The sequence below is a fragment of the Chryseobacterium taklimakanense genome, assembly GCF_900187185.1.
Lineage (GTDB): Bacteria > Bacteroidota > Bacteroidia > Flavobacteriales > Weeksellaceae > Planobacterium > Planobacterium taklimakanense.
Map to the genome: position 1 here is coordinate 183,437 of NZ_LT906465.1, position 22,198 is coordinate 205,634.

General features: G+C 37.7%; 21 protein-coding genes and 2 pseudogenes. 17 read left to right on the forward strand and 6 right to left on the reverse strand.

Annotated features, from left to right (window positions below; genetic code table 11):
• Window positions 1–100: 100 nt before the first annotated feature.
• Window positions 101–319 (reverse strand): hypothetical protein, encoded by a 219-nt coding sequence (locus CKV81_RS13435; RefSeq protein ID WP_185116904.1) that lies wholly within the window; start codon window positions 317–319, stop codon window positions 101–103.
• A 280-nt stretch (window positions 320–599) separates the two neighbouring features.
• On the opposite strand from CKV81_RS13435, the gene CKV81_RS13250 reads away from it, so the two are divergent.
• From CKV81_RS13250 to tamL, 5 genes are all read left to right on the forward strand, one after another.
• Window positions 600–920, forward strand: coding sequence for a hypothetical protein (locus CKV81_RS13250; RefSeq protein WP_157727332.1), 321 nt, complete (start codon window positions 600–602; stop codon window positions 918–920).
• Window positions 921–924: 4 nt separating this feature from the next.
• Window positions 925–1,470: an integrase core domain-containing protein gene (locus tag CKV81_RS00865; protein WP_157727333.1), complete on the forward strand. Its 546-nt coding sequence runs from the start codon at window positions 925–927 to the stop codon at window positions 1,468–1,470.
• Window positions 1,457–2,191, forward strand: coding sequence for an IS982 family transposase (locus CKV81_RS00870; protein ID WP_258454418.1), 735 nt, complete (start codon window positions 1,457–1,459; stop codon window positions 2,189–2,191). The genes CKV81_RS00865 and CKV81_RS00870 overlap by 14 nt, the downstream gene beginning before the upstream one ends.
• Window positions 2,192–2,273: 82 nt before the next feature.
• Window positions 2,274–7,271 (forward strand): translocation/assembly module TamB, encoded by a 4,998-nt coding sequence (locus CKV81_RS00875; protein WP_095069492.1) that lies wholly within the window; start codon window positions 2,274–2,276, stop codon window positions 7,269–7,271.
• 15 nt (window positions 7,272–7,286) lie between these two features.
• Window positions 7,287–9,623: a translocation and assembly module lipoprotein TamL gene (gene tamL, locus CKV81_RS00880; RefSeq protein WP_095074112.1), complete on the forward strand. Its 2,337-nt coding sequence runs from the start codon at window positions 7,287–7,289 to the stop codon at window positions 9,621–9,623.
• 26 nt (window positions 9,624–9,649) lie between these two features.
• Here the strand turns inward: tamL and CKV81_RS00885 are convergent.
• Window positions 9,650–10,577 (reverse strand): annotated as a pseudogene (locus CKV81_RS00885) (IS982 family transposase).
• 123 nt (window positions 10,578–10,700) lie between these two features.
• On the opposite strand from CKV81_RS00885, the gene CKV81_RS00890 reads away from it, so the two are divergent.
• From CKV81_RS00890 to CKV81_RS00910, 5 genes are all read left to right on the forward strand, one after another.
• Window positions 10,701–11,339 (forward strand): HdeD family acid-resistance protein, encoded by a 639-nt coding sequence (locus CKV81_RS00890; RefSeq protein WP_095069494.1) that lies wholly within the window; start codon window positions 10,701–10,703, stop codon window positions 11,337–11,339.
• 198 nt (window positions 11,340–11,537) lie between these two features.
• Window positions 11,538–12,287, forward strand: a complete 750-nt coding sequence (locus CKV81_RS00895; protein ID WP_076782926.1) for a (Fe-S)-binding protein — start codon at window positions 11,538–11,540, stop codon at window positions 12,285–12,287.
• Between the two features lie 12 nt (window positions 12,288–12,299).
• Window positions 12,300–13,685 carry a lactate utilization protein B gene (locus tag CKV81_RS00900; RefSeq protein WP_095069496.1) on the forward strand — a complete coding sequence of 462 codons (1,386 nt, stop codon included), beginning with the start codon at window positions 12,300–12,302 and terminating at the stop codon, window positions 13,683–13,685.
• Window positions 13,678–14,271, forward strand: a complete 594-nt coding sequence (locus tag CKV81_RS00905; protein WP_063969749.1) for a LutC/YkgG family protein — start codon at window positions 13,678–13,680, stop codon at window positions 14,269–14,271. The genes CKV81_RS00900 and CKV81_RS00905 overlap by 8 nt, the downstream gene beginning before the upstream one ends.
• Window position 14,272: 1 nt before the next feature.
• The gene (locus CKV81_RS00910) at window positions 14,273–14,848 is read left to right on the forward strand and encodes a 5'-methylthioadenosine/S-adenosylhomocysteine nucleosidase family protein (protein WP_095069499.1); all 576 of its coding nucleotides are present in this window, start codon (window positions 14,273–14,275) and stop codon (window positions 14,846–14,848) included.
• A gap of 57 nt (window positions 14,849–14,905) precedes the next feature.
• Here the strand turns inward: CKV81_RS00910 and CKV81_RS00915 are convergent.
• From CKV81_RS00915 to CKV81_RS13255, 4 genes and pseudogenes are all read right to left on the reverse strand, one after another.
• A pseudogene (locus CKV81_RS00915) lies at window positions 14,906–15,655 on the reverse strand (IS982 family transposase); the annotation flags it as partial.
• Window positions 15,556–16,272: an NAD-dependent epimerase/dehydratase family protein gene (locus CKV81_RS00920; protein WP_095069503.1), complete on the reverse strand. Its 717-nt coding sequence runs from the start codon at window positions 16,270–16,272 to the stop codon at window positions 15,556–15,558. The gene CKV81_RS00920 and the pseudogene CKV81_RS00915, both read right to left, overlap by 100 nt.
• 26 nt (window positions 16,273–16,298) lie before the next feature.
• Window positions 16,299–16,943: a MarR family winged helix-turn-helix transcriptional regulator gene (locus tag CKV81_RS00925; protein ID WP_095069505.1), complete on the reverse strand. Its 645-nt coding sequence runs from the start codon at window positions 16,941–16,943 to the stop codon at window positions 16,299–16,301.
• 188 nt (window positions 16,944–17,131) lie between these two features.
• A complete protein-coding gene (locus CKV81_RS13255) occupies window positions 17,132–17,269 on the reverse strand; it encodes a hypothetical protein (protein WP_157727335.1) in 138 nt (45 codons plus the stop codon).
• Window positions 17,270–17,348: 79 nt separating this feature from the next.
• Between CKV81_RS13255 and CKV81_RS00930 the strand changes: the two genes are divergently transcribed.
• The 7 genes from CKV81_RS00930 (at window position 17,349) to CKV81_RS13525 (ending at window position 22,198) form a co-directional block, all read left to right on the forward strand.
• Window positions 17,349–18,812: a phytoene desaturase family protein gene (locus CKV81_RS00930; protein ID WP_095069507.1), complete on the forward strand. Its 1,464-nt coding sequence runs from the start codon at window positions 17,349–17,351 to the stop codon at window positions 18,810–18,812.
• Between the two features lie 14 nt (window positions 18,813–18,826).
• Window positions 18,827–19,672 carry a phytoene/squalene synthase family protein gene (locus CKV81_RS00935; RefSeq protein WP_095069509.1) on the forward strand — a complete coding sequence of 282 codons (846 nt, stop codon included), beginning with the start codon at window positions 18,827–18,829 and terminating at the stop codon, window positions 19,670–19,672.
• Window positions 19,669–20,124: a hypothetical protein gene (locus CKV81_RS00940; protein ID WP_095069510.1), complete on the forward strand. Its 456-nt coding sequence runs from the start codon at window positions 19,669–19,671 to the stop codon at window positions 20,122–20,124. The genes CKV81_RS00935 and CKV81_RS00940 overlap by 4 nt, the downstream gene beginning before the upstream one ends.
• Window positions 20,121–20,588 carry a sterol desaturase family protein gene (locus CKV81_RS00945; protein ID WP_095069511.1) on the forward strand — a complete coding sequence of 156 codons (468 nt, stop codon included), beginning with the start codon at window positions 20,121–20,123 and terminating at the stop codon, window positions 20,586–20,588. The genes CKV81_RS00940 and CKV81_RS00945 overlap by 4 nt, the downstream gene beginning before the upstream one ends.
• 62 nt (window positions 20,589–20,650) lie before the next feature.
• Window positions 20,651–21,385, forward strand: a complete 735-nt coding sequence (locus CKV81_RS00950) for a lycopene cyclase domain-containing protein (RefSeq protein ID WP_095074114.1) — start codon at window positions 20,651–20,653, stop codon at window positions 21,383–21,385.
• Window positions 21,366–21,860 (forward strand): SRPBCC family protein, encoded by a 495-nt coding sequence (locus tag CKV81_RS00955; protein WP_095069513.1) that lies wholly within the window; start codon window positions 21,366–21,368, stop codon window positions 21,858–21,860. The genes CKV81_RS00950 and CKV81_RS00955 overlap by 20 nt, the downstream gene beginning before the upstream one ends.
• Before the next feature lie 188 nt (window positions 21,861–22,048).
• Window positions 22,049–22,198 carry a LytTR family transcriptional regulator DNA-binding domain-containing protein gene (locus CKV81_RS13525; RefSeq protein WP_258454610.1) on the forward strand — a complete coding sequence of 50 codons (150 nt, stop codon included), beginning with the start codon at window positions 22,049–22,051 and terminating at the stop codon, window positions 22,196–22,198.

Below are 22,198 nucleotides of genomic sequence, written 5' to 3' on the forward strand. Positions count from 1 at the left end.
GCTCTCTTACTTCCTGTTTTACTTCTTCCTTTTCCATGGCGCATTTTTCTTCCAGTCTCCCGCTATAATGCAGCCAAAAGAGATTACTTCATCAAGGATTTCACCAAGACCGTATTCTTCTATTTGGCAGCGTGCGGAAGCGGCACTTTTCTTGGCAACTCGGCAATTCCGAAACGTCGATTTCGTTCGAGAAAAATCGTACATCCAAACCTTCGGCTTCTTCGTGGAAAAAGTCTTCAATCGCGCGTTTCAAGATTACGATATCTGACTGCAGATGCTTTTCCAGTTCTTCTGCCGGATCGTAGCTGTTTTCTACCATTGTTTCTAAAACTTCGTATCTGTTCTCCTCAAAAAAAGATTTTGCCTTATCCTGAAAAGCTTTATTCAGTGCTCCTTCCGACCAGTAAAAGCACCCAAAAGCGATGCCCTTGAAAACTATATTTCGTCGGCCAACCTATCCCTGGCAGGTTCCTCCTCAGCAGAGCCTGATTCCGTTTCAGTTGCCGGGTGCAAATTTCAAACGAAAAAACTATATTTACAAACGGTCAAAAAAGTAGACCACTAACCCTCTAAAGCCTTGTCGGAAACGGGAGATTGTCATGGAGATCCATAAGCTCCGTCCGAAGGATTCCGGCAAGGCTTTATGCGTACTTAAATTAAGCAGAAGCAGTTTTCATTACCGTTCGCTGAAAGATGATTCTACGGTGGTGATGGAGCTTGAACAGCTTACGCAGAGCCATCCGAGAGAAGGTTTCTGGAAGTACTATCACCGGCTGCGCAACCGGGGTGAAAAAATCAATCATAATCGGCTTCACAGAAATGAAGCTTCCTTTTCTACACAGCGTAAAGAAACGGCTCCCAGCCAGAGTAAAATCGCCCTTGGAGGTGCCGGAAACATTCACTCACACGTGGAGTATTGATTTTATGAGTGATGTGCTCTCAAACGGAAGAAAGTTCCGCAGTTTTAATGTGATTGATGATTTTAACCGGGAAATTCTGCACATTGAGGCTGATTACAGCTTGAAAAGTTCGCGGGTAATCCGGATACTGAACCATCTGGTGAACCGCTACGGAAAGCACAAGAAGATCCGCATGGATAATAGACCGGAGTTTATAGCGAATATCGCTGAAGTCTGGAGCATGGTAAACGAGATCAGCTTTGCTCACATTCAGCCGGGCAAGCCCACACAGAATGCCTACATCGAACGTTTCAGCAAGACCTACAGAGATCAAATCCTGGATGCGTATATTTTTGAAAATTTGGATGAAGTAAGGAGCGTAACAGCGGAATTTGTGAGGGATTACAACTATGAAAGACCCCATGATTCGTTGGGTGGCCTCTCACCTGTGATGTGGAAAAATGGACAGCAACCCCATGCTAATGCCAGCACTTTTCCTGCCCGCTTTTCCACATCCGACAACAACAGCTGTAAAATATCAAGAAAAAATTCTACTTTTGAAGTGTACTGAAAATGGGGAGCTTACAACACGAAGGAAAAGAAAACTTTTTCCCTACATTGAAAAAATCAGAGAAACCTTGAGCAGCAAGTTTTCGGATTTCACCGATGTCTTTATTATGGATTCCACGCCAATTGAAATCTGTAAAATAAGTTGGGCAAATCGTTCTGCAATCAGTTCCACGGATGAGATCAAACCTGCATATGGATATTGTGCCGCACAAAAATCTAGGTATTTTGGCTATAAACTTCATGCGGTTTGTGACAAAAATGGAATCTTCCACTCGTTTGATTTTTCCCCTGCAAATGTTCACGACGTGAACTATCTGCACGACATTAAGGAGAATTTTGAAAACTGCTTATTAATCGGCGACAGAGGGTACATCAGCAAAGAACTCCAACTGGATTTATTCAACTATTCCAAGATAAATCTTTCGGTTCCAATGCGTAAAAACCAGCATATTTTGTGGAATTTTCCAAGACAAAATCAAAAATCAGGAAGAGGATTGAACTGCGAAGCAATCGTGAATACCATTGAAAAAAAATTAAATCATGAACAAACCAATATTTCGCAACTGTGCGGACAGTTCTTAATAAATATTAACCTCGCAAAAACCTTTCAAGGTTTGGCCACAAGAATAGTATCAAAAATAACTTCTTTTACCATGATTCAATATCTAAATTTTTTCGTCTTCAAGAGAAGTTTGAATAAGTTAAAAATTAATTTGTGCTAAATGCACAACAGGTGGTGTAATTATTTTAGCAAATTTTGAACATATTTCATTTAAGATTAAATATTTTTGTAAAAACAAAGGTTTGGGAAACGCAAAAAAATACTTCAAAAAATTTCTAATTGGTGTCGGAATATTTGTAGCAATTTTATGCGCAGGTGTTTTGAGCTTACAATTACCGGTAATTCAAAATTTTTTAAAGGACCGGTTGGTAATATATTTAGAGAAAAAGGTAAAAACCAAAGTTTCTCTCGATCGGTTCTATGTTACGTTTCCGAATAGTTTGGTGATGGAAAATCTGTATCTGCAAGGCCAAACCGTGGATACGTTGCTGTATGCCAAAAAGTTTGATGTCGGATTAAACATTCCCAAGCTTTTAAAAAACACCGTCGATCTTACTTCAATTGATTTAGATGGAGTGAAAGCTAATGTTGTAAGAAACAAAAATGGTTCTTTTAATTTCGATTATTTTATCGATGCTTTTGCCCGAAAAGATTCGCAGGAAAGTGAAAGTAAGCCATTCGTCATTTCTTTAGACAAAATTAAGTTGCAGAATATCAATGTTTCATTTATAGATAACCAAGCCAGGAATGATATTAATCTTAAATTCAAGTATTTCGATACCCGGGTGAAAACCTTCGATCTTGATCGCAATTCGTATGCCGTGGGAAATATTGTTTTGGATGGATTGAAGTTAAAATTGAAGCAAGATTTATTGGAAGAAGTTGCAGAAACGGTTGATGAAAAGGCGGATTCGCTTCGAGCAAAAAAACCAATGAAATTAGCATTAAATGGTATAAAATTCACCAATTTTAATGTAGATTATGGCGACGATAATTCAAAAACGTATGCCAAAATTCTTTTTAATGAACTTAATACAAAAATTAATAAACTCGATATTGAAAACCAGAGTTATGAGGTCGATCAATTTCTTTTGAAAGGTGCTAATATTGATGCGAAAATGTTCTCGGCACCTCAAAAAGAAGTGACAAACTCTGATCTTCCATCACCTGCCGAAAAATCGATAGATCTGCTTCTAGGTAAAGCTATTTTAGATGATGTAAAGGTTTCATACAACAATACCGCGATGCCCAAAAAATCTCGGGGAATGGATTTCAATCATCTTGATTTTTCTCAAATTAATTTTGATCTGAGAGATTTTAAAATGCAGAACGGAACGTTCACAGGAACAGTGAAAAAAGCCGAAATTAAGGAGAAGAACAACCTTGAAGTACGAAAATTCAATACCGATTTTGTGTATGGCGAAAAGCAAGCATACCTAAAAAACCTTTATTTAGAAACTTCCAGAACGGTCTTGCGTGACGAAATCGTTTTAAATTACAATTCCATCGAACAATTATCCGCAAATCCTGGTGCAGTAAGTATTTCAGCAAATATCTACAGTTCAAAAATTGGTTTGGCAGATTTGTTGAATTTCGCTCCGGATTTACGAAACACACCACCTTTCAATACTTATCCTAATGGTACTATCAATCTGGACGCAAGGATAAAAGGAACGATGAATGAGATGCAGATTGCCAATTTACAAGCATCCGGATTGGGTGACTTGAAGTTGGCGCTTTCTGGAGTGGTAAGAAATGCAACCGATCCCAATAAGTTATTTTATGACTTGAAAATTCGAAATTTAGGTTCCTCCGCAAAAACTATTTTGAAGATTTTGCCGAAAAATACCCTTCCTTCCAATATTTCTTTGCCTTCATATTTTGCTATTTCGGGAGTCGCCCGCGGAACAACAAAAGTGGTCGATACGAAACTGAAAATGGTTTCAACTTTGGGAAATGTTGTGCTGAACGCACTGGTCGATATGCGCAGAAAAAATGCAGAAACGTATGCTGTTAATGCCAATTTGGCGAATTTGCAAATCGGAAAAATCATCCAAAATAAAGACCTGGGGATTGTTCGAGGAACGTTGAGTGCAAAAGGAAGAAGCTTTAATTTTAAGAATGGAAACTTGGATTTTAAAGGAAATTTGGCAGCATTTGATTATCAAAATTACCGCTATCAAAACGTTGGTCTTTCCGGCAAATTGAATTCTGGTAAATATAATATTCATCTTCTCTCACATGATCCCAATGCAAATCTCAATTTATTGGCCTCCGGAAAATTGTCTGATAAAAATTCTAGCGTAAAATTGGGCGGAACGATCACCAAACTTGATCTTTACAAATTAGGTTTCTACCAAGATCCGCTAATTTTGGCAGGAAACATTGATGGCGAATTCACCAATTTGAATCCTGATTTCTTGAATGGTTATTTGAATTTGGATCAGTTTGCAATTTCAGACACCAAAGAAGTTTTCCCGATTCAGGAAATGCGTCTGAAAGCTGAAACTACTGCGAATTCAAACGCTTTATATTTCAATTCTCAAGTTGCGGATTTTACCATGACCGGAAAATACAAACTATCGCAAATTTTCGGTGCGCTGCAAAATACAGTGAGCAATTACTATGATTTGGGCAAGAAAAAGCAGCGAATCGATCCGCATCAATATTTCGATTTTACGGCGACTTTGAAAGATGATGATTTAATTAGAAAATTCGTTCCGGAACTCAAAAGTTTTGAGACCATTACCATGAACGGAAATTACAATGCAGATTCCCAAAACATCAATGTTGATGCGCAAATTCCGAATTTAAAATATGGAGAAAATTTAATTGAAAATGCTTCGTTTAAAGTTTCTAATGATAATGACGCATTGCAATATCAGCTTCAGGCGCAGAAGATTTCAAGTGAAAAATTGGCTCTAAATCAATTTGCTGCAACCGGAAACGTTGCAAACAATCTCATCACATATCGAGTTTCAACAAAAGACGAGAAAAATGTTGAACAATTTTTGATTGCCGGAAGTGCCCAATCGCTTAAAAATGCAACACAAATTTCTTTGTATCCGGATGGTTTAAAATTAAATTACACTAACTGGAATGTCGCGCCAGATAATGTGCTGCGTTTCGGAAATAATGGAATTTTCGCTCGCAATTTTTTGCTCAGCAACGGGGAAAGCAGTCTTGCAATTAATTCTGAAAATGAAAACGCGAATAGCCCGCTGAATGTTGATTTGAAAAATTTTAAAATAGAAACCATCACCGAAATGCTGAAAAAAGATTCTCTTTTGGCGAAAGGAACCATCGATGGAAACGTGAGGTTAAAGGATTATAAAAACCTCAATTTCACTTCGGATTTAAATGTTACAGATTTGGTGATGTACGGAAATCCAATCGGAAATATCGCAGCAAAGGTGAATACTAAAACTGCAAAACTTTTGTATGCCGATGTTGCACTTTCTGGTTTTGAAAATGATGTGAAAATTACCGGAGATTATAATATAGAATCGCAACTTCTTGATTTAGAAGCGGAAATTAATCGTCTGCAAATGAAATCGGTTCAAGGGTTTACCCTAAATGCCATTGAAAATACTGAAGGTTACCTTTCCGGAAATTTCGACATCACGGGGAAAACCGAAAGTCCGAAAATATTAGGGAAGTTGAAATTCAATGATGTTGGTTTAGAAATTGTGAAAACGGGAAGCAATTTCAGACATCTTGATGATGAGATAAGATTCGCACCGAGAGGAATTGTGTTTGATGATTTTAAAGTGAAGGATTCACAAGGAAATGCATTGACTTTTGATGGCGACATTTTAACCCAAAATTATCAGGATTTCGCTTTCGATTTAAAACTGCGGGCAAGAGATTTCATGGCGGTAGATTCTCAGCCGGATAATGATAAAATGATGTTCGGAATCTTGGCAGTGGATGCCGATCTTGGTATTACCGGAAATTTGGATTTGCCACAGGTTGATGGTAAATTAGCAGTCACCGACAAAACCGATTTTACCTTTGTGATTCCTCAAACATCACCTACTTTAAAAGATCGAGAAGGTATTGTGGAATTTATCGATCAGGACCAAATTGTCCTCAATAAAACCATAAAAGCCGACAGCATCGATGCGAAAACCGGCATCAAAGGAATGGATGTTAATGTGAATATTTCTTTAACCAAAGAAGCTAAAATTTCATTATTGATCGATAAAGCCAGCGGAGATTTCGTGAAACTTCAAGGGGAAGCAGAATTGACGGGAGGTGTGGATCCATCGGGAAAAACTACACTGGTAGGCGTTTATCAGGTAGAAAGTGGGGCGTATGAAATGTCTTTTAACATGATTAAAAGAAAATTCGATATCCAAAAGGGTAGTACCATCACCTGGACCGGCGAACCAACCACCGCAAACCTGGATCTTACTGCGATTTACAAAACAAATGCAGCGCCAATTGATTTGGTGCAGCAGCAACTTTCCGAAGATCAGCTGAATTATTATAAACAGAGAATTCCTTTCAATACTTTATTGGTTTTAAAAGGAGAATTGCTGAAACCGGTGATTTCTTTTGATATTAAAACGGACGAAAATAACAACGCGGTTAATCAGGAAGTTATCGATAATGTTGAAACTAAGCTGACCCAGCTCCGTCGCGATGAATCGGAGCTCAACAAACAGGTTTTTGCACTGTTGATTTTGAATCGTTTCATTGGCGATAATCCGTTCCAAAGCCAAAGCGGAATTTCTGCCGGTACGATGGCGAGACAGAGTGTGAGCCAAATCTTGTCCCAGCAACTCAATAATATTGCACAGGATTTAATAGCTGGTGTAGATTTGACCTTCGATTTTGATAGTTATGAAGAATATTCTTCGGGAAATAAAAATACAAGAACTGATTTGAATGTTAATTTAAGTAAGAAACTATTAAATGATCGCTTGAAGATCACCGTTGGAAGCAATTTCGGCATCGAAGGAGAAGCGCGACAAAACGAAGAAATGACCAATATTGCGGGTAATATTACTGCAGATTACGCTTTATCGAAAGATGGCAGATATACCCTCCGCGCATATCAGAAAAATCAGTATCAAGTAGCTTTGCAAGGCCAAATTATCGAAACTGGAGTTGGGTTTGTTATCACTTTAGATTATACTGATTTCAAAGATATTTTCCAAAGAGCGAAACAAAACCGTGAGATCAGACGAACCAAAAAAGCATTGCAGAAAAATAGCGCAGTTGAATTCAAATAATTGATGATGAAATTTATGGGAAATACAATTCAGTTTAAAAATATTAAAATAGCTACAGGTTTTTCTGTCGCAGCACTTCTTTTTTCATGCGGTACCGAAAGATTACAACCCAACGAAAAACTTTACACTGGAGCGAAAATTAATATCATTAATGACACGATTTCCAAGAAAGAAAAATCTTCATTAAAAGACGGTTTGGAGGATAATCTTACCCCAAAACCCAATTCTTCAATTTTGGGTTTGCGACCGCGTGTTTGGATTTACAATATTACCCCGGAGCCCAAAAAAGACAAAGGAATTACCAATTGGCTGAAAAATAAAGTGGGGCAGAAACCTGTTCTTTTGGGCGATGTAGACCGGGAATTTAACAGAGATATAATTGAAAACTACTCTGAAAATAAAGGGTATTTCAATGCGAAAGCACAGTACGATACTATTATCAATGGGAAAACTGCAAAAGTAGTTTATGATGTGAAAACCGGCGCAAGATATCTCATCAGCGATGTGAAATTCCCGGAAGATAGCACCAAGATTAACCGTGAAATTCAATTGGTAAAAGATCAAACATTACTGAAAAAGGGGAAACCTTTCGACCTCGATGTCATCAAAGCTGAGCGTGAGAGAATTGATAATCGGATGAAGGAAAATGGTTTTTATTACTTTCATCCGGATAATATCATTGTTCAAGCCGACAGTACCGTTACCAACAAGCCGGAGGTCGAACTTGCTGTAAAATTGAAAGAAGAAACGCCAGAATTGGCCAAAAAGCAATTCAGCATCAATAATGTAATTGTCTATGCCGATTACAACTTACGCGATGTGAAAGAAAATGTATATAAAATCCCTGCAAATATAGATTCCATAGAAGCTTACAAGGATTTTTATTATGTTGATCCCAAGAAAAAATTTCGTCCGGTCATGTTTGAAAGGGCGCTATATTTCAGAAAAGGCGACATCTACAATCGTGCGGACCATAATTTGACTTTGAACCGATTGATCAGTCTTGGAGTTTTCAAATTCGTAAAAAATGAATTCGTAATTTCTGATAGTTTAAAAAATAAATTTGATGCCTATTACTTGCTGACTCCTAAGGAATTTCAGTCTTTAAGAGTGGAAGCTTTGGGTAAAACCAATTCGGCAAATTATGCAGGTTCAGAGATCAATCTCAATTGGACCCATCGAAATATTTTCCGAGGTGCGGAGCAATTGAAGGCATCTGTTTTCGGTTCTTTTGATATGCAGATGGGTGGGAGATCTTCCGCTTACGAACGGGGGGAAGGCAATATCTATCGAGCGGGCGCAAATGTTCAATTGTCTGTTCCAAGATTGTTAACACCTTTTAATTTTCAATCCTCAAGCGCATTTGTGCCGCGTACCAATGCCGAAATAGGTTATGAATATGTAAGCCGTAGCAAATGGTACACTTTGCACAATTTCAATGCGTCGTTTGGATATATGTGGAAAGAAAATATCCGAAAGGAACATGAATTGAAATTGCTAGATGTTACCTTGGTAACACCTGAAAATGTGACGGAAGTTTACCAAAATTATATTCAGGACAAACCATATTTGCAGCAGGCAATTCAGAAGCAATTAATTTACGGGCCTACTTATTCTTACACCTATACCAATACGATGTTGCCTAAAACCAACACGATGTACTATCGCGGTTACGTTGATTTGGCGGGAAATCTCACAGGCTTAATCTCAGGAGCTAATGCTAAAGAAGGCAAAGAAAAGCAGATTTTTGGGGTGCCTTTCAGTCAGTATGCCAAAATGGAAAACGATTTTAGATTTTACCATCAACTTTCCACTAAACAAAGTGTTGCCGCGCGAGTAATTGCTGGAATTGCGTATCCGTACGGAAATTCGCTCACGGTTCCATTTTCCCGACAATTTTTTTCCGGAGGTAGCAATAGTATTCGCGCATTTCGGGCGAGAACTTTAGGTCCTGGTAGTTATGATCCGCGGACGCAAACCGGCCAATTGTTTTTCGATCAAGCCGGCGACATTAAGTTGGAAACCAATCTGGAATATCGCGCGAATATTTATAAATTCTTGAATGTAGGTGTTTTTGCAGATGCAGGAAATGTTTGGCTGGTCAATGAAGATGCAACGCGCCCAGGAGCGAAATTTTCCAAAGATTGGCTGAGCGAAATGGCGGTAGGAGCGGGCGTTGGACTGCGTTTGGATTTTTCTATTCTGCTTCTTCGACTAGATTTGGCAATGCCGTTGCGGGTACCTTACTACGAGAAAAATGATCGTTGGATGTTCGATAAAATCGATTTTGGGAATAAAGATTGGCGTCGACAAAATTTAATTTTGAATATTGCGATTGGTTATCCTTTTTAATCAGTTTAAATTTACCTGTTGTGCATTTAGCACAAATTAATTTTTAACTTATTCAAACTTCTCTTGAAGACGAAAAAATTTAGATATTGAATCATGGTAAAAGAAGTTATTTTTGATACTATTCTTGTTGCCAAACCTTGAAAGGTTTTTGCGAGGTTAATATTTATTAAGAACTGTCCGCACAGTTGCGAAATATTGGTTTGTTCATGATTTAATTTTTTTTCAATGGTATTCACGATTGCTTCGCAGTTCAATCCTCTTTCTGATTTTTGATTTTGTCTTGGAAAATTCCACAAAATTATGCTGGTTTTTACGCATTGGAACCGAAAGATTTATCTTGGAATAGTTGAATAAATCCAGTTGGAGTTCTTTGCTGATGTACCCTCTGTCGCCGATTAATAAGCAGTTTTCAAAATTCTCCTTAATGTCGTGCAGATAGTTCACGTCGTGAACGTTTGCAGGGGAAAAATCAAACGAGTGGAAGATTCCATTTTTGTCACAAACCGCATGAAGTTTATAGCCAAAATACCTAGATTTTTGTGCGGCACAATATCCATATGCGGGTTTGATCTCATCCGTGGAACAGATTGCAGAACGATTTGCCCGACTTATTTTACAGATTTCAATTGGCGTGGAATCCACAATAAAGACATCGGTGAAATCCGAAAACTTGCTGCTCAAGGTTTCTCTGATTTTTTCAATGTAGGGAAAAAGTTTTCTTTTCCTTCTATTGTAGACACTCCTTTCAATTCTTCCCTCCAAATCAGTCCCTGAAATGTATCTAAATAACTGTAGTTCAGAGTTAATAGACATATATTCTGCGGTGAGGTTGAGTGCCACAAGTTCCAAATCAGACATTTTTGGAAGCCTAATTTACTTACTTGTAGTAATATATTTACAGGTGTTTGTCAATTCTTTTAAAATAATTTTGTAGTTTTGAATAAGATTATTCATGTATTTAATAACTTGGTAATCAATTAATATACGATTTTTTAATCAAATGGACAATCTTTTTTCTTTTTTAATTCCTAAATGCACAACAGGTAATACTTAATCTAATTTCAAAAACATATTATTATGGGAACAACATTTTTTAAAACTATCAAAAACACAGTTAAGCATTGGTATTTACCTTTAATTGTAGGTATTTTACTGGTGATTATGGGATTGTATATGTTTAGCATTCCACAAGCCACTTACCTGTCTCTGGTACTGTTTTTCAGTGCGTCATTTTTGGTTTTCGGGATTATGGAACTTGTGTTTGCAATACAAAACAAGGATAATCTGGACAATTGGGGCTGGTATCTGGTAGGTGCTTTGCTAGATCTTTTTGTAGGGATTATATTATTTTTTCAGCCGCAGGTGGCATTTGTTGCTTTGCCCTATTTTGTTGGATTTTCATTAATGTTCCGTTCTGTACAGGGGATTGGTTTTGCCTTTGATCTCAAAAGCTATGGCGTTTTGCAGTGGGGGAATCTGGCGCTGATCAGTTTTCTTGGCCTTATCGGGTCTGTTATTCTAATCCTTAATCCTGTCTTAGCCGGTATTTCTCTGGTTGTTATAACAGCTGTGGCATTTATTTTTGCTGGTATCTCTGCAATAGTTCTTGCATTCAATCTCAAAAAACTGAAAAACTATCCGAACAAAATCAGCAAAGAGTTGAAAGACAAAATTGAATCACTTAAAAATGAATATCATAATGAACTTAATAAATAAAACTTTTTCATAGGCATATTTATATTTTTTTCAGAAGTCATGCACAGTTTCTTCTTCATGGGTGATTGGTTTCCAAATCATGCCAGGTAAATTATTTTTACTCAATATAAATAACCTCTCGTATAGGCTTTTTTCATCCTAAGCCTGATCAGGAAAAGAAGAAATAGTGCTAATTTAGAGTTCCTAGAAAATTTTGTAATGAAAGTAGCACTGTTTATCCCCTGTTATATAGATCTGATTTACCCAAAAGTTGGGATCGCAACACTTGAGCTTTTGGAGCGATTGGGAGTAGAGGTTACAGTACCTCTGCAGCAGACCTGTTGTGGGCAGCCTATGGCCAACGAAGGCGATCAGAAACATTCTATAAGGACAGAAACTCAGTTTTGTGAAAATTTTAAGGATTTGAATTTTGATTATATCGTTGGGCCGGCAGGGAGTTGTGTCAAGCACGTCAAGCTCCATATGGATGCAATTCCGCAAACCGAAACTGTTACAGAAATCCGTCACAAAACTATAGAATTAGTAGAGTTTTTACACGATGTTCTCAAGATAGAAGAATTCCCTTGGGCAGATTTCCAGCATACGGTGGCTATCCATAATTCCTGCAGTTCTATCCGCGGCTTACACATTGCATCCCGTTTTGAGTGGCAGGAACCTTACTTTAATAAAACCGAAGATCTGTTAAAGAAGGTGTCAGGAGTTAAAGTAGAAACGATTGACAGGCCACAAGAATGCTGTGGCTTTGGCGGAACGTTCTGCGTTACCGATGAAGCGGTGAGTGCCAAGATGGGACAGGACAAAGTTGCTGATTACACAAGGCATAAAGTAGAATATGTAGTTTCGCCGGATATGTCTTGCCTGATGCATCAGGAAGGCATTGCCAAAAGAGAAAAATCAGACCTCAAATTTGTACATATTGCTCAGGTTTTGAATAACGGACCATTCTAAAAATCACAAACAATGGGAAAAGTAAACGTAGAAGATAACGCCCGCAAGTTCATCAAGCAGGATGATGTTCACGAGGCGCAACACGACAAGAATCTTTACAATACAATTATCAAGCGTGGTAAAGTATCCTCTGAGATCCCGGAATGGGAAGAGCTTAGAAATCTGGCTTCGCAAATTAAGGAACATGCGCTGACGCATTTGGATCACTACATAGACCAGTTTGCAACAAAAGCAGAGGAAAACGGTATCACAGTTCATTTTGCAAAAGATGCCGATGAACACAACGCTATTGTTTTTAATATTCTGAATTCTCACGGCGCAAAGCGCATCATCAAAAGCAAATCGATGCTGCAGGAAGAATGCGGGATGACGCCTTTTCTTGAAGAAAGAGGAATTGATGTCCTGGAGACCGATCTGGGTGAGCGAATCCAGCAACTATCGGGTGAGCGCCCAAGTCATATTGTAATGCCTGCCATCCAAAAAACGACAGAAGATATTGCCAAACTATTTGCAGATAAAATTGGTACGGATCCCAACGATGATGATCCGCATTCTCTCGCAGAAGCAATGAGGAACAATGCCCGGCCCAAATTTTTGGTGGCAGATGCCGGGATGACAGGCGCCAATTTTGCCATTGCCGAAACCGGTACTTTTGTAGTCTGTACTAATGAAGGTAATGCCGATCTTACCGCAAGCATTCCGCCACTTCATATTGCAAGTATTGGTATAGAAAAGATCCTGCCGAAGGTAGAAGATCTGGGTGTTTTTATCAGACTACTTTCCCGCAGTGCTTTAGGAACGCCGGCGACACAATATACGTCTCATTTTTCAGGCCCAAGAGAAGGATCTGAGATGCACATTGTACTCACAGATAATGGCAGGAGCAAACGATTGTCTATGGACAAATTCTGGTATTCTCTCAAATGTATCCGTTGTGGCGCCTGTATGAATACCTGCCCGGTGTACAGAAGGAGTGGCGGATTGTCTTATGGTGCTACTTATTCCGGCCCGATTGGGATTATTCTGGATCCTACTTTTGATGAAGACACCTATTCAGAATTACCTTTCCATTCATCGCTTTGCGGCTCCTGTACAGAGATCTGCCCCGTTCATATTAATATTTTGGACCAGATTATCGAGTGGCGAAAAGTGATGATGGAGAAAAAGAAAACACCTTTTGGCAGAAGGCTGGCATTTGCTGCTGCCGACAGATTTCTGGGCAGTGCAACTGCTTTTAAAATGATGGAAAAGACCACTTACAATATGCTGAATATTCTCCCAAAATCTCTATTGGAAAACAGCACGTTGGATCCTTGGGTAGAAGACCGTGAATTGCCTGACGTGAAAAAAGAAACCTTCAGAGACTGGTACAAAAAAAACCGAAAAAACAATGACTAAAGAAGAATTACTGAGTTCGGTAAGAACCAATCTTGCTAACCGCGAAAAAGTGGATTATCCCGCCATCCCGGATTATAAAAAGCCAGGGACAGATCTTAAAGCTGTTTTTGAAATTAACGCCAAAATTGCTGCCGTCGATTTTTATGATGTCGCATCGGTAGAAGAAGCGCAGGAAATTATGCGAAAAAAGCTTCCTGATGCTAAGGTCACTTGCTCTGCAACGCCTGAATGGAGAGGGAATAAAGATATACACGTGCAAAAGCCCGCGGATCTGAATGATGTGGATTTGGGTATTTTCCGTGCAGAGTTTGGTGTGGCGGAGATGGGAATGGTCTGGGTCACCGAAAAATCTCTGGTTACCAATTCATTAGGTTATTTATCTCAACACCTCGCTGTTTTGCTGGATCCTGAAGATTTGACCGAAAATATGCATACCGCCTACAAAAGAGTAGATTTTCCACACTCACATTATGGCTGTTTTGTGATGGGGCCATCTGCAACAGCGGACATCAGCGCCGTTTTGGTACACGGTGCACAGGGCGCACGGACATTGACTTTGTTCTTTCTGAAAAAACCTGTGCCCTAAAATGACAATTAACGGAAAGCTTTACAGCAACATCCTTTTGGTTTTTGCTCTGGAATCAGAAGCCGGAAAAGAATTTGATAGTTTTAATAAATTGTTTGTTGGTGTAGGAAAAATTAAAGAGACTTATCATCTATCAAAAGCCATTCAAAAATCTAAGCCAGATCTCATAATCAATTTGGGAACCGCAGGAAGTACAGTTTTTGACAGAGGAAGTATTGTTAACTGCAACCGTTTTATCCAGCGGGATATGGATGTAAGAGCATTGGGTTTTAAGAAATTTGAGACGCCATTTTCTGATGAACCAATTCTTTTGGAATATGGAATTAAAACAAGCCATCTCCCGAACGGGATCTGCGGTTCCGGCGACCAATTCGAAATGGAACATAATAACCCCGAATACAACGTTATTGATATGGAAGCTTTTGCACTTGCGAAAGTCGCCGAGCAGGAACAGATCGATTTTATCTGCCTCAAATATATCTCTGACGGTGCCGATGGCAATGCTGCTGATGATTGGACTCAGGAAGTGAAAAAAGCGTCGAAGGCATTAGGTCAAGCATTGCAGGGTTTAACATAAAAACCAGCCAATTCGGCTGGTTTTTATATCATTTTATATAAAAAACCTGTTGTGCATTTAGCACAAATTAATTTTTAACTTATTCAAACTTCTCTTGAAGACGAAAAAATTTAGATATTGAATCATGGTAAAAGAAGTTATTTTTGATACTATTCTTGTTGCCAAACCTTAAAAGGTTTTTGCGAGGTTAATATTTATTAAGAACTGTCCGCACAGTTGCGAAATATTGGTTTGTTCATGATTTATTTTTTTTCAATGGTATTCACGATTGCTTCGCAGTTCAATCCTCTTTCTGATTTTTGATTTTGTCTTGGAAAATTCCACAAAATCATGCTGGTTTTTACGCATTGGAACCGAAAGATTTATCTTGGAATAGTTGAATAAATCCAGTTGGAGTTCTTTGCTGATGTACCCTCTGTCACCGATTAATAAACAGTTTTCAAAATTCTCCTTAATGTCGTGCAGATAGTTCACGTCGTGAACGTTTGCAGGGGAAAAATCAAACGAGTGGAAGATTCCATTTTTGTCACAAACCACATGAAGTTTATAGCCAAAATACCTGGATTTTTGTGCGGCACAATATCCATATGCAGGTTTGATCTCATCCGTGGAACAGATTGCAGAACGATTTGCCCGACTTATTTTACAGATTTCAATTGGCGTGGAATCCACAATAAAGACATCGGTGAAATCCGAAAACCTGCTGCTCAAGGTTTCTCTGATTTTTTCAATGTAGGGAAAAAGTTTTCTTTTCCTTTTATTGTAGACACTCCTTTCAATTCTTCCCTCCAAATCAGTCCCTGAAATGTAAAATCGTCCACATGGATCCACGGAAAATATTGCTTACCGCTGCCAACAGGTGAAGCAAGATGAAGATTGGTTAATTTTTTTAAAGGTTCCAGAAATCCACCATGGGCGGAAATTACAGGAGAAATTCTAAGTTTTACAATTCTTTCCGAAATTGCTTCGAACCGGTTTGCGGATTCTTCCAACAAGCCACAAACTTCCGTAAGAAAATCTTTTTTTTGCGGTTCATCATTTTCCGTAGCAGCTTTTTCATCGTTCCAGTCACCGTAATAATTAATTCCTGAAGCCGAAATAAATGACTGTAGTATAATATTTTTTTCTTTTACCTTTTTCTCTAAAAACAGGGCAGAATCCACGCGAGAATTGATGATTTCCTTCTTGTATGCCGTAGTCCACCGTTTCGCAATTGTTGCGCCCGCCAAGTGGATGATGCTGTGAATACCTTCCATAGCACCTTCTTCCAAATAGTGATTTTCATAATCCCAGACGAATTCATGCTCGAAAATATTTTGTTTTTTCCTCACCAGGCAATGTGCAATATAACCTCTTTCCTTAAGCGCAGAATACAATTTTTTCCCGACCATTCCGCTAGCTCCCGTGATTAAAATTTTTTTCATTTTAATTTTTTTAATGTTGATGGGATTTAGATTAAATTATTAATTTCCGTAATGTCAGAATCTTTGTATTGGTGATAGACATTAAAATGAAATTCGTTTAATTTTCTTAATGTTTTAAGTAAATTATTCTTTTCATCACTATCTAATTTTGCAGATAAAACTCTGGAAGTGATGCTTACAGATTCAACGGATTGATGAAAATACTGTTTGCCAAGTTCGGAAATTTTCAATCGGGTTACCCGCTTATCTTTGCTGTCCGAAATTTCCACCAGAAGGTTGTTTTTTACTAATCTTCTGATGATTTCAATTCCTGTCTGTTTTTCATGCGCGTTCTTTTCTACCAGTTGCATTTTGGTTAGCAAGGGTTCGTCCATAATTCTGTAGAGGTAGGTGAACTCTTCATTGTATAATTCCGGAAAATCTTGCAGACCTCTGCGAATCATCTGTTTTGTAAAACGAGACAACAGGATCACTTGCTTGGCAATTTCATTTTCTAAATCGTTGACCTTCTTTTGCTCACTCTCCGAGATAAAGCGTGGACTTTGACTTTTGTAAAATTTGTCATTTAAAAAATTACGAAAATCCTCAATGGTGGAATCGTTTTTAGAGCTTCCGGAATTTTCAAATTCTTGAACTTCTAAAAGTAAATTGATAAAAAAATTGGTATTCATGATTAAGAGATTAAAAATAGAGGTTCTGAATTTGGTTTTGCATAAGACAATTTCGCAATTTTTTCCGGTACAAAATACGTAACTAATCCGTAATTCATCAGTGTGTTTTCTAGGTTTACAAATCCGTCTTTCTCTAAACGGGAAGGCTTAACAACCAGATGTTGGATTTCGCCGATGACTTATCCATGTTATTTATAAAACTCTTGCTCTGTGGTGTTTAAATCTTTAGTAAATAGGTAAATATTTTTTGGACGCTCGCCATGAATCAAAATATAGTCGGAATAAGCTTCGATAATGCTGTCTTTTGTGATTGTTTGTGTTTTCATTTTATATGTGATTTATATATTTGTAAAATATTTTACAAATATAAAAATAAAAGTATATATTTGGACAATTATTTTACTCATGAAAAAAGCTATAATTATTGGGTCCGGTTTTTCATCATTATCTGCGGCGTGCTACCTCGGAAAAGCGGGACTTCATGTAACCGTTTTGGAAAAAAATGAACAGCTGGGAGGAAGGGCTTCCATGATGGAGATTGATGGATTCAAGTTCGATATGGGACCGAGTTGGTATTGGATGCCTGATGTTTTCGAACGTTTTTTTGCTGATTTTGGAAAAAGCGTAGCGGAATATTATACGCTTGAAAAACTTTCTCCGGCATACCGAGTGGTTTTTGGTAAAAATGATTTCATTGATATAGAGGATACACCAGAAAAAATTATCCAAACTTTTGAAAGTATTGAAAAAGGTTCTGGAAAGCATCTGAAAAAATTCATGAGTGAATCGCAAGAGAATTATGATATCGCTATGAAGGATTTGGTTTATCAGCCGGGGCTTTCAGTAACGGAATTGGTATCGTGGGAAACAGCAAAGCGACTAGGTCTCTTCGTAAAAAATATCAGTCAGCAAATCCGAAAAAATATAAAAAATCCAAAGCTGAGAAGCATTTTGGAATTTCCCGCCCTGTTTTTGGGTGCTAAACCCAAAGATACACCAGCCTTTTATAATTTTATGAATTATGCAGACTTTGGTTTGGGAACCTGGTATCCGAAAGGCGGTTTTAATGCCGTTGCTTTAGGGATGGTGAAGCTGGCCAAGGAATTAGGTGTGGATTTCAAGACCAATGCTGCGGTGCAGTCTATACAGACAGAAAATGGTAAGGTAGTGAGTGTTTCTACGGAAAATGAAACCTTCGCTGCCGATGTTTTTGTATCGGGAGCGGATTATGCCCACACTGAAAATTTACTGCAGAATAACAGAAACTACAGCGAAGAATATTGGAAAAAGAAAACTTTTGCGCCCAGTTCGCTGCTTTATTATGCTGCTTTTGATAAGAAGGTTGAAAGTTTGGAACATCATAATCTATTTTTTGACACCGATTTTGAACAGCACGCTGAGGAAATTTACGACACGATGACATTCCCGAAAGCTCCGTTGTTCTACGCTAATTTTTCCAGCAAAACCGACAGCTCCCTTTGTCCGGAAGGTAAAGAAATTGGATTTTTCCTTATTCCGACTGCAGTGGATTTAGAAGATTCGGAAGAGATCCATGAGTATTACTTTAATTTAATCTTAGATAGGATTAAGGATTCAACCGGGGAAGATCTGAGGCCGAAGATTTTATTCAAAAAAAGTTTTGGAACCCAAGATTTCAAAAATCGCTATAATTCTTGTCGGGGAAACGCTTATGGTTTAGCAAATACATTAATGCAAACATCTGTTCTTAGACCCTCCATAAGAAATAAAAAATTAGATAATTTCTTTTATACAGGCCAATTAACCGTTCCTGGTCCTGGGGTGCCGCCCGCATTAATTTCCGGAAAGGTGGTAAGTGAATACATTTTAAGCAAAGGAAAATTTAATTAATAAAGAAGATCATTATGAATAATTTTCAAAAATTCAATAAAATTTCAGATTGTACTTCTCAGTTGGTAACCAAACAGTACAGCACTTCTTTTTACTGGGCCTCTTCGTTATTCAGTCGGGACATTCGTCAGCATATTTATAATATTTATGGCTTCGTACGGTTTGCTGATGAAATAGTGGATACCTTTCATGACTATAATAAGCAGAAATTGCTTAATGAGTTCGAACGAAATTACAGAGAAACTTTAGAAAACGGAATTTCACTTAATCCTGTGATTCAGTCATTCTGCAGAACTCAAAAAGAAAATAATATTCCACAGGATTTGGTAGATGCATTTCTATATTCCATGAAAATGGATTTAGGCGAGATTAAAGATTTAAATGATGAATTGTATAATCTCTACATTTATGGAAGTGCAGAAGTGGTGGGATTAATGTGTTTAAAAGTCTTTGTGAAAACGAAAGAGGACTACGAAAAATTGAGACCTTATGCACAAAATCTTGGTGCAGCTTTTCAAAAAATCAATTTTCTTCGGGATATTTCCGCTGATTACAACGATTTGAATCGCACCTATTTCCCCAATGTGAATTTTCTGGAATTTTCAGAAAGAGAAAAAACAGAAATAGAGTTAAATATTAAGAGCGATTTTGAAAAGGCGCTAATCGGGATCAAGATGCTTCCTTTATCAAGCAGAAGTGCAGTTTTTATGGCGTATAAGTATTACCTCAGTCTATTCAAAAAGATCAAAAAACAGCGGGCAGAACACCTTATGAAAAGTAGAATCCGTGTTTCTAACGCAAGGAAAATTTATCTGATGGGAGAGATGCTTTTAACTAAGAATTTATATTTTATTCGATGAAATTTTTGGTCATAATATTTACGCTGATGTGCCATATTATTTTTGCTCAAAACCTTAAAGAGCTGAGAAGTTATTTAATTAAAGGTGAAAAAACTTCAGTTGCAGCAATACAATTGATGGAAAAGTCTGAGGCGCTTTTTAAACAAAATAAATTGCCTATCTATCAGGGTTTTTACAGTGTCGGACAATTTTTCATGGCCAAGCACGCTGCCAATCCTTTTAAAAAATTATCCTATTTTAATGAAGGAAGAAAAAGCCTAAATCATGCAATTAATAGCGATTCGAAAAATTTGGAATTGAGATTGTTCAGACTGATGATCCAAGAACAGGCACCAGCTTTTCTGAATTATACCGATAATATTAAAGAAGATCGGTCATTTATCCTGAAAAAGTATGAAAATGAAACGGACGAAGATTTGAAGATTTTCATTAAAAAATATTTAAAAAAATGATTCTACTATATTTGGCAATAACAGTGGCTACTTTTGTAGCAATGGAAGGCATTACATGGCTGACGCACAAATACATCATGCATGGATTTCTCGGCTGGTATTTTCACGAAGATCATCACCAACCTGGCTATCCACACGTTTTCGAGAAGAACGATTTTTTCTTTGTGGTTTTTGCTATCCCTTGTATGATTTTGTTTTATCTCGGCACTGTGGAAGGGATTACATGGTTAGCGTTTTTAGCAGCGGGAGTTTTACTCTACGGAATTTGCTATTTTTTGGTGCATGATGTACTGATACACCGAAGATTTAAATGGTTTGATAAAGTGGACCATTGGTACTTCAGAGCGTTGAGAAAAGGACATAAAATTCACCACAAACATTTAGGAAAAGAGGATGGCGAGTGTTTTGGAATGCTGTACGTTCCCAAAAAATATTTTATTGAAGCCAGAAAAATGCGTAAATAGTTGATTAATAATTTTTTGTTGGACTTTTTACCTTAATGATTAACGGTGAACTAACCATTATTATGGAGAAATATTACTACATTCTTTTGAATATCGCGACATTTTCAGTGCCGTTTTTTTTTAGTTTTGAAAAGAAGTGGATGCATTTTGCGCGATTTTGGAAACCCTATTTTCTGGCAATTATCAGCGTTGGGTTATTCTTTATTATTTGGGACGTCTTCTTTGCATATTCCGATATTTGGGGATTCAACGATCAGTACTTATTAGGATTTAGAATTTTGAAATTGCCTGTAGAGGAATGGCTGTTCTTTCTTCTAATTCCTTATTCCAGTAATTTTATCCATTACTCACTGGAATATTTCTTTCCAAGATTACAGTTAAGTAAAATAACTACTCAGATCATCAGCATCGCGCTACTAATTATTTCATTGGGAGTTGTGCTGGGTAATTATGATCGATTGTACACATTGTGCAGTTTCGGTTTATTTGCCTTGCTCATGTTGGCTCAAATCATCTGTCAGTGGAAATATGCCCGACGTTTTTATCTAAGTTTTATCCTGATTTACATGCCATTTTATTTTGTAAATGGCGCTTTGACGGGAAGTTATTCGGCAAATCCCGTAGTTTATTACGATAATGCGGAAAATCTGGGAATTCGTGTGGGAACCATGCCACTGGAAGATTCTTTCTATTGTTTTTCGATGCTTTATAGCAGCGTATTGCTTTTTGAATTTTTGAAGAAAAAAATGAATTTAGATCAACCGATTAGAATCAGTCATGGACATAAAAATAACTAAACAATCCGGCATTTATACCTTAACTTCTAGACAGGTTTTGCCAATGCCCCTGGAAAAAGCATGGGCATTTTTCTCTTTGCCGCAAAATTTAGACAAAATTACCCCAGATGATATGGCGTTTTCCATCACCAATAATCCACCAAATTATACCTATCAGGGACAAATCATTGCCTATAAAATAGGAGTTTTTCCTTTGGTTAAAAATAATTGGGTAACGGAAATTACGCACCTGAAAGAAGGCGAGTTTTTTGTCGACGAACAACGTTTCGGGCCTTATGCGATGTGGCACCACGAACACCATTTTGAAGAACTGCAAGATGGAAAAGTTCTCATGACGGACATTGTAAATTTCAAATTGCCGATGGGATTTGTTGGCGATTTGGTTGCAGGATTTTTTGTGAAAAACAAAGTGAGAAAAATCTTTGAAAGTAGATTCAGAATTTTGGGAGATTTATTTCCTGGTCTCAGTTCGTAAGCGTCGGCAGTACCATCATGTACGGTTATATAATAATCGTGGGCATATCAGGCATTGTCCCAATATTTAAAAGTAGTTCCCATTTTCAGAAGGGTTATGTGAAGATTTATCTTACCAAAGAACAATAGCCGGTTCTCACTTTGATGACGCTCAAAAAACTCGAAGAAGAATTGCCCAAAAACAATTTCATGCGGGTACATCGTTCCTACATCGTCGCTTTGGATAAGATTGAACAGATCGAACGTAATCAGTTGATTATCAATAATCAAAGAATCAATATTTCCGAAGCGTACCCCGATCATTTCCGTAAATTTATGGATGCTCATCAGTTTTTGTAA

Excerpts from the sequence above, each read along its gene's own strand:
- CKV81_RS13435 (WP_185116904.1), bottom strand. The coding sequence starts at position 319 with ATGGTAGAAAACAGCTACGATCCGGCAGAAGAACTGGAAAAGCATCTG.
- CKV81_RS00865 (WP_157727333.1), top strand. The coding sequence starts at position 925 with ATGAGTGATGTGCTCTCAAACGGAAGAAAGTTCCGCAGTTTTAATGTG.
- CKV81_RS00955 (WP_095069513.1), top strand. The coding sequence starts at position 21,366 with ATGGACATAAAAATAACTAAACAATCCGGCATTTATACCTTAACTTCT.
- CKV81_RS00950 (WP_095074114.1), top strand. The coding sequence starts at position 20,651 with ATGGAGAAATATTACTACATTCTTTTGAATATCGCGACATTTTCAGTG.
- CKV81_RS00930 (WP_095069507.1), top strand. The coding sequence starts at position 17,349 with ATGAAAAAAGCTATAATTATTGGGTCCGGTTTTTCATCATTATCTGCG.
- CKV81_RS13525 (WP_258454610.1), top strand. The coding sequence starts at position 22,049 with ATGCGGGTACATCGTTCCTACATCGTCGCTTTGGATAAGATTGAACAG.
- CKV81_RS13255 (WP_157727335.1), bottom strand. The coding sequence starts at position 17,269 with ATGAAAACACAAACAATCACAAAAGACAGCATTATCGAAGCTTATTCC.
- CKV81_RS00905 (WP_063969749.1), top strand. The coding sequence starts at position 13,678 with ATGACTAAAGAAGAATTACTGAGTTCGGTAAGAACCAATCTTGCTAAC.
- CKV81_RS00890 (WP_095069494.1), top strand. The coding sequence starts at position 10,701 with ATGGGAACAACATTTTTTAAAACTATCAAAAACACAGTTAAGCATTGG.
- tamL (WP_095074112.1), top strand. The coding sequence starts at position 7,287 with ATGGGAAATACAATTCAGTTTAAAAATATTAAAATAGCTACAGGTTTT.
- CKV81_RS00945 (WP_095069511.1), top strand. The coding sequence starts at position 20,121 with ATGATTCTACTATATTTGGCAATAACAGTGGCTACTTTTGTAGCAATG.
- CKV81_RS00920 (WP_095069503.1), bottom strand. The coding sequence starts at position 16,272 with ATGAAAAAAATTTTAATCACGGGAGCTAGCGGAATGGTCGGGAAAAAA.
- CKV81_RS00940 (WP_095069510.1), top strand. The coding sequence starts at position 19,669 with ATGAAATTTTTGGTCATAATATTTACGCTGATGTGCCATATTATTTTT.
- CKV81_RS00900 (WP_095069496.1), top strand. The coding sequence starts at position 12,300 with ATGGGAAAAGTAAACGTAGAAGATAACGCCCGCAAGTTCATCAAGCAG.
- CKV81_RS00925 (WP_095069505.1), bottom strand. The coding sequence starts at position 16,943 with ATGAATACCAATTTTTTTATCAATTTACTTTTAGAAGTTCAAGAATTT.
- CKV81_RS00910 (WP_095069499.1), top strand. The coding sequence starts at position 14,273 with ATGACAATTAACGGAAAGCTTTACAGCAACATCCTTTTGGTTTTTGCT.
- CKV81_RS13250 (WP_157727332.1), top strand. The coding sequence starts at position 600 with ATGGAGATCCATAAGCTCCGTCCGAAGGATTCCGGCAAGGCTTTATGC.
- CKV81_RS00935 (WP_095069509.1), top strand. The coding sequence starts at position 18,827 with ATGAATAATTTTCAAAAATTCAATAAAATTTCAGATTGTACTTCTCAG.
- CKV81_RS00895 (WP_076782926.1), top strand. The coding sequence starts at position 11,538 with ATGAAAGTAGCACTGTTTATCCCCTGTTATATAGATCTGATTTACCCA.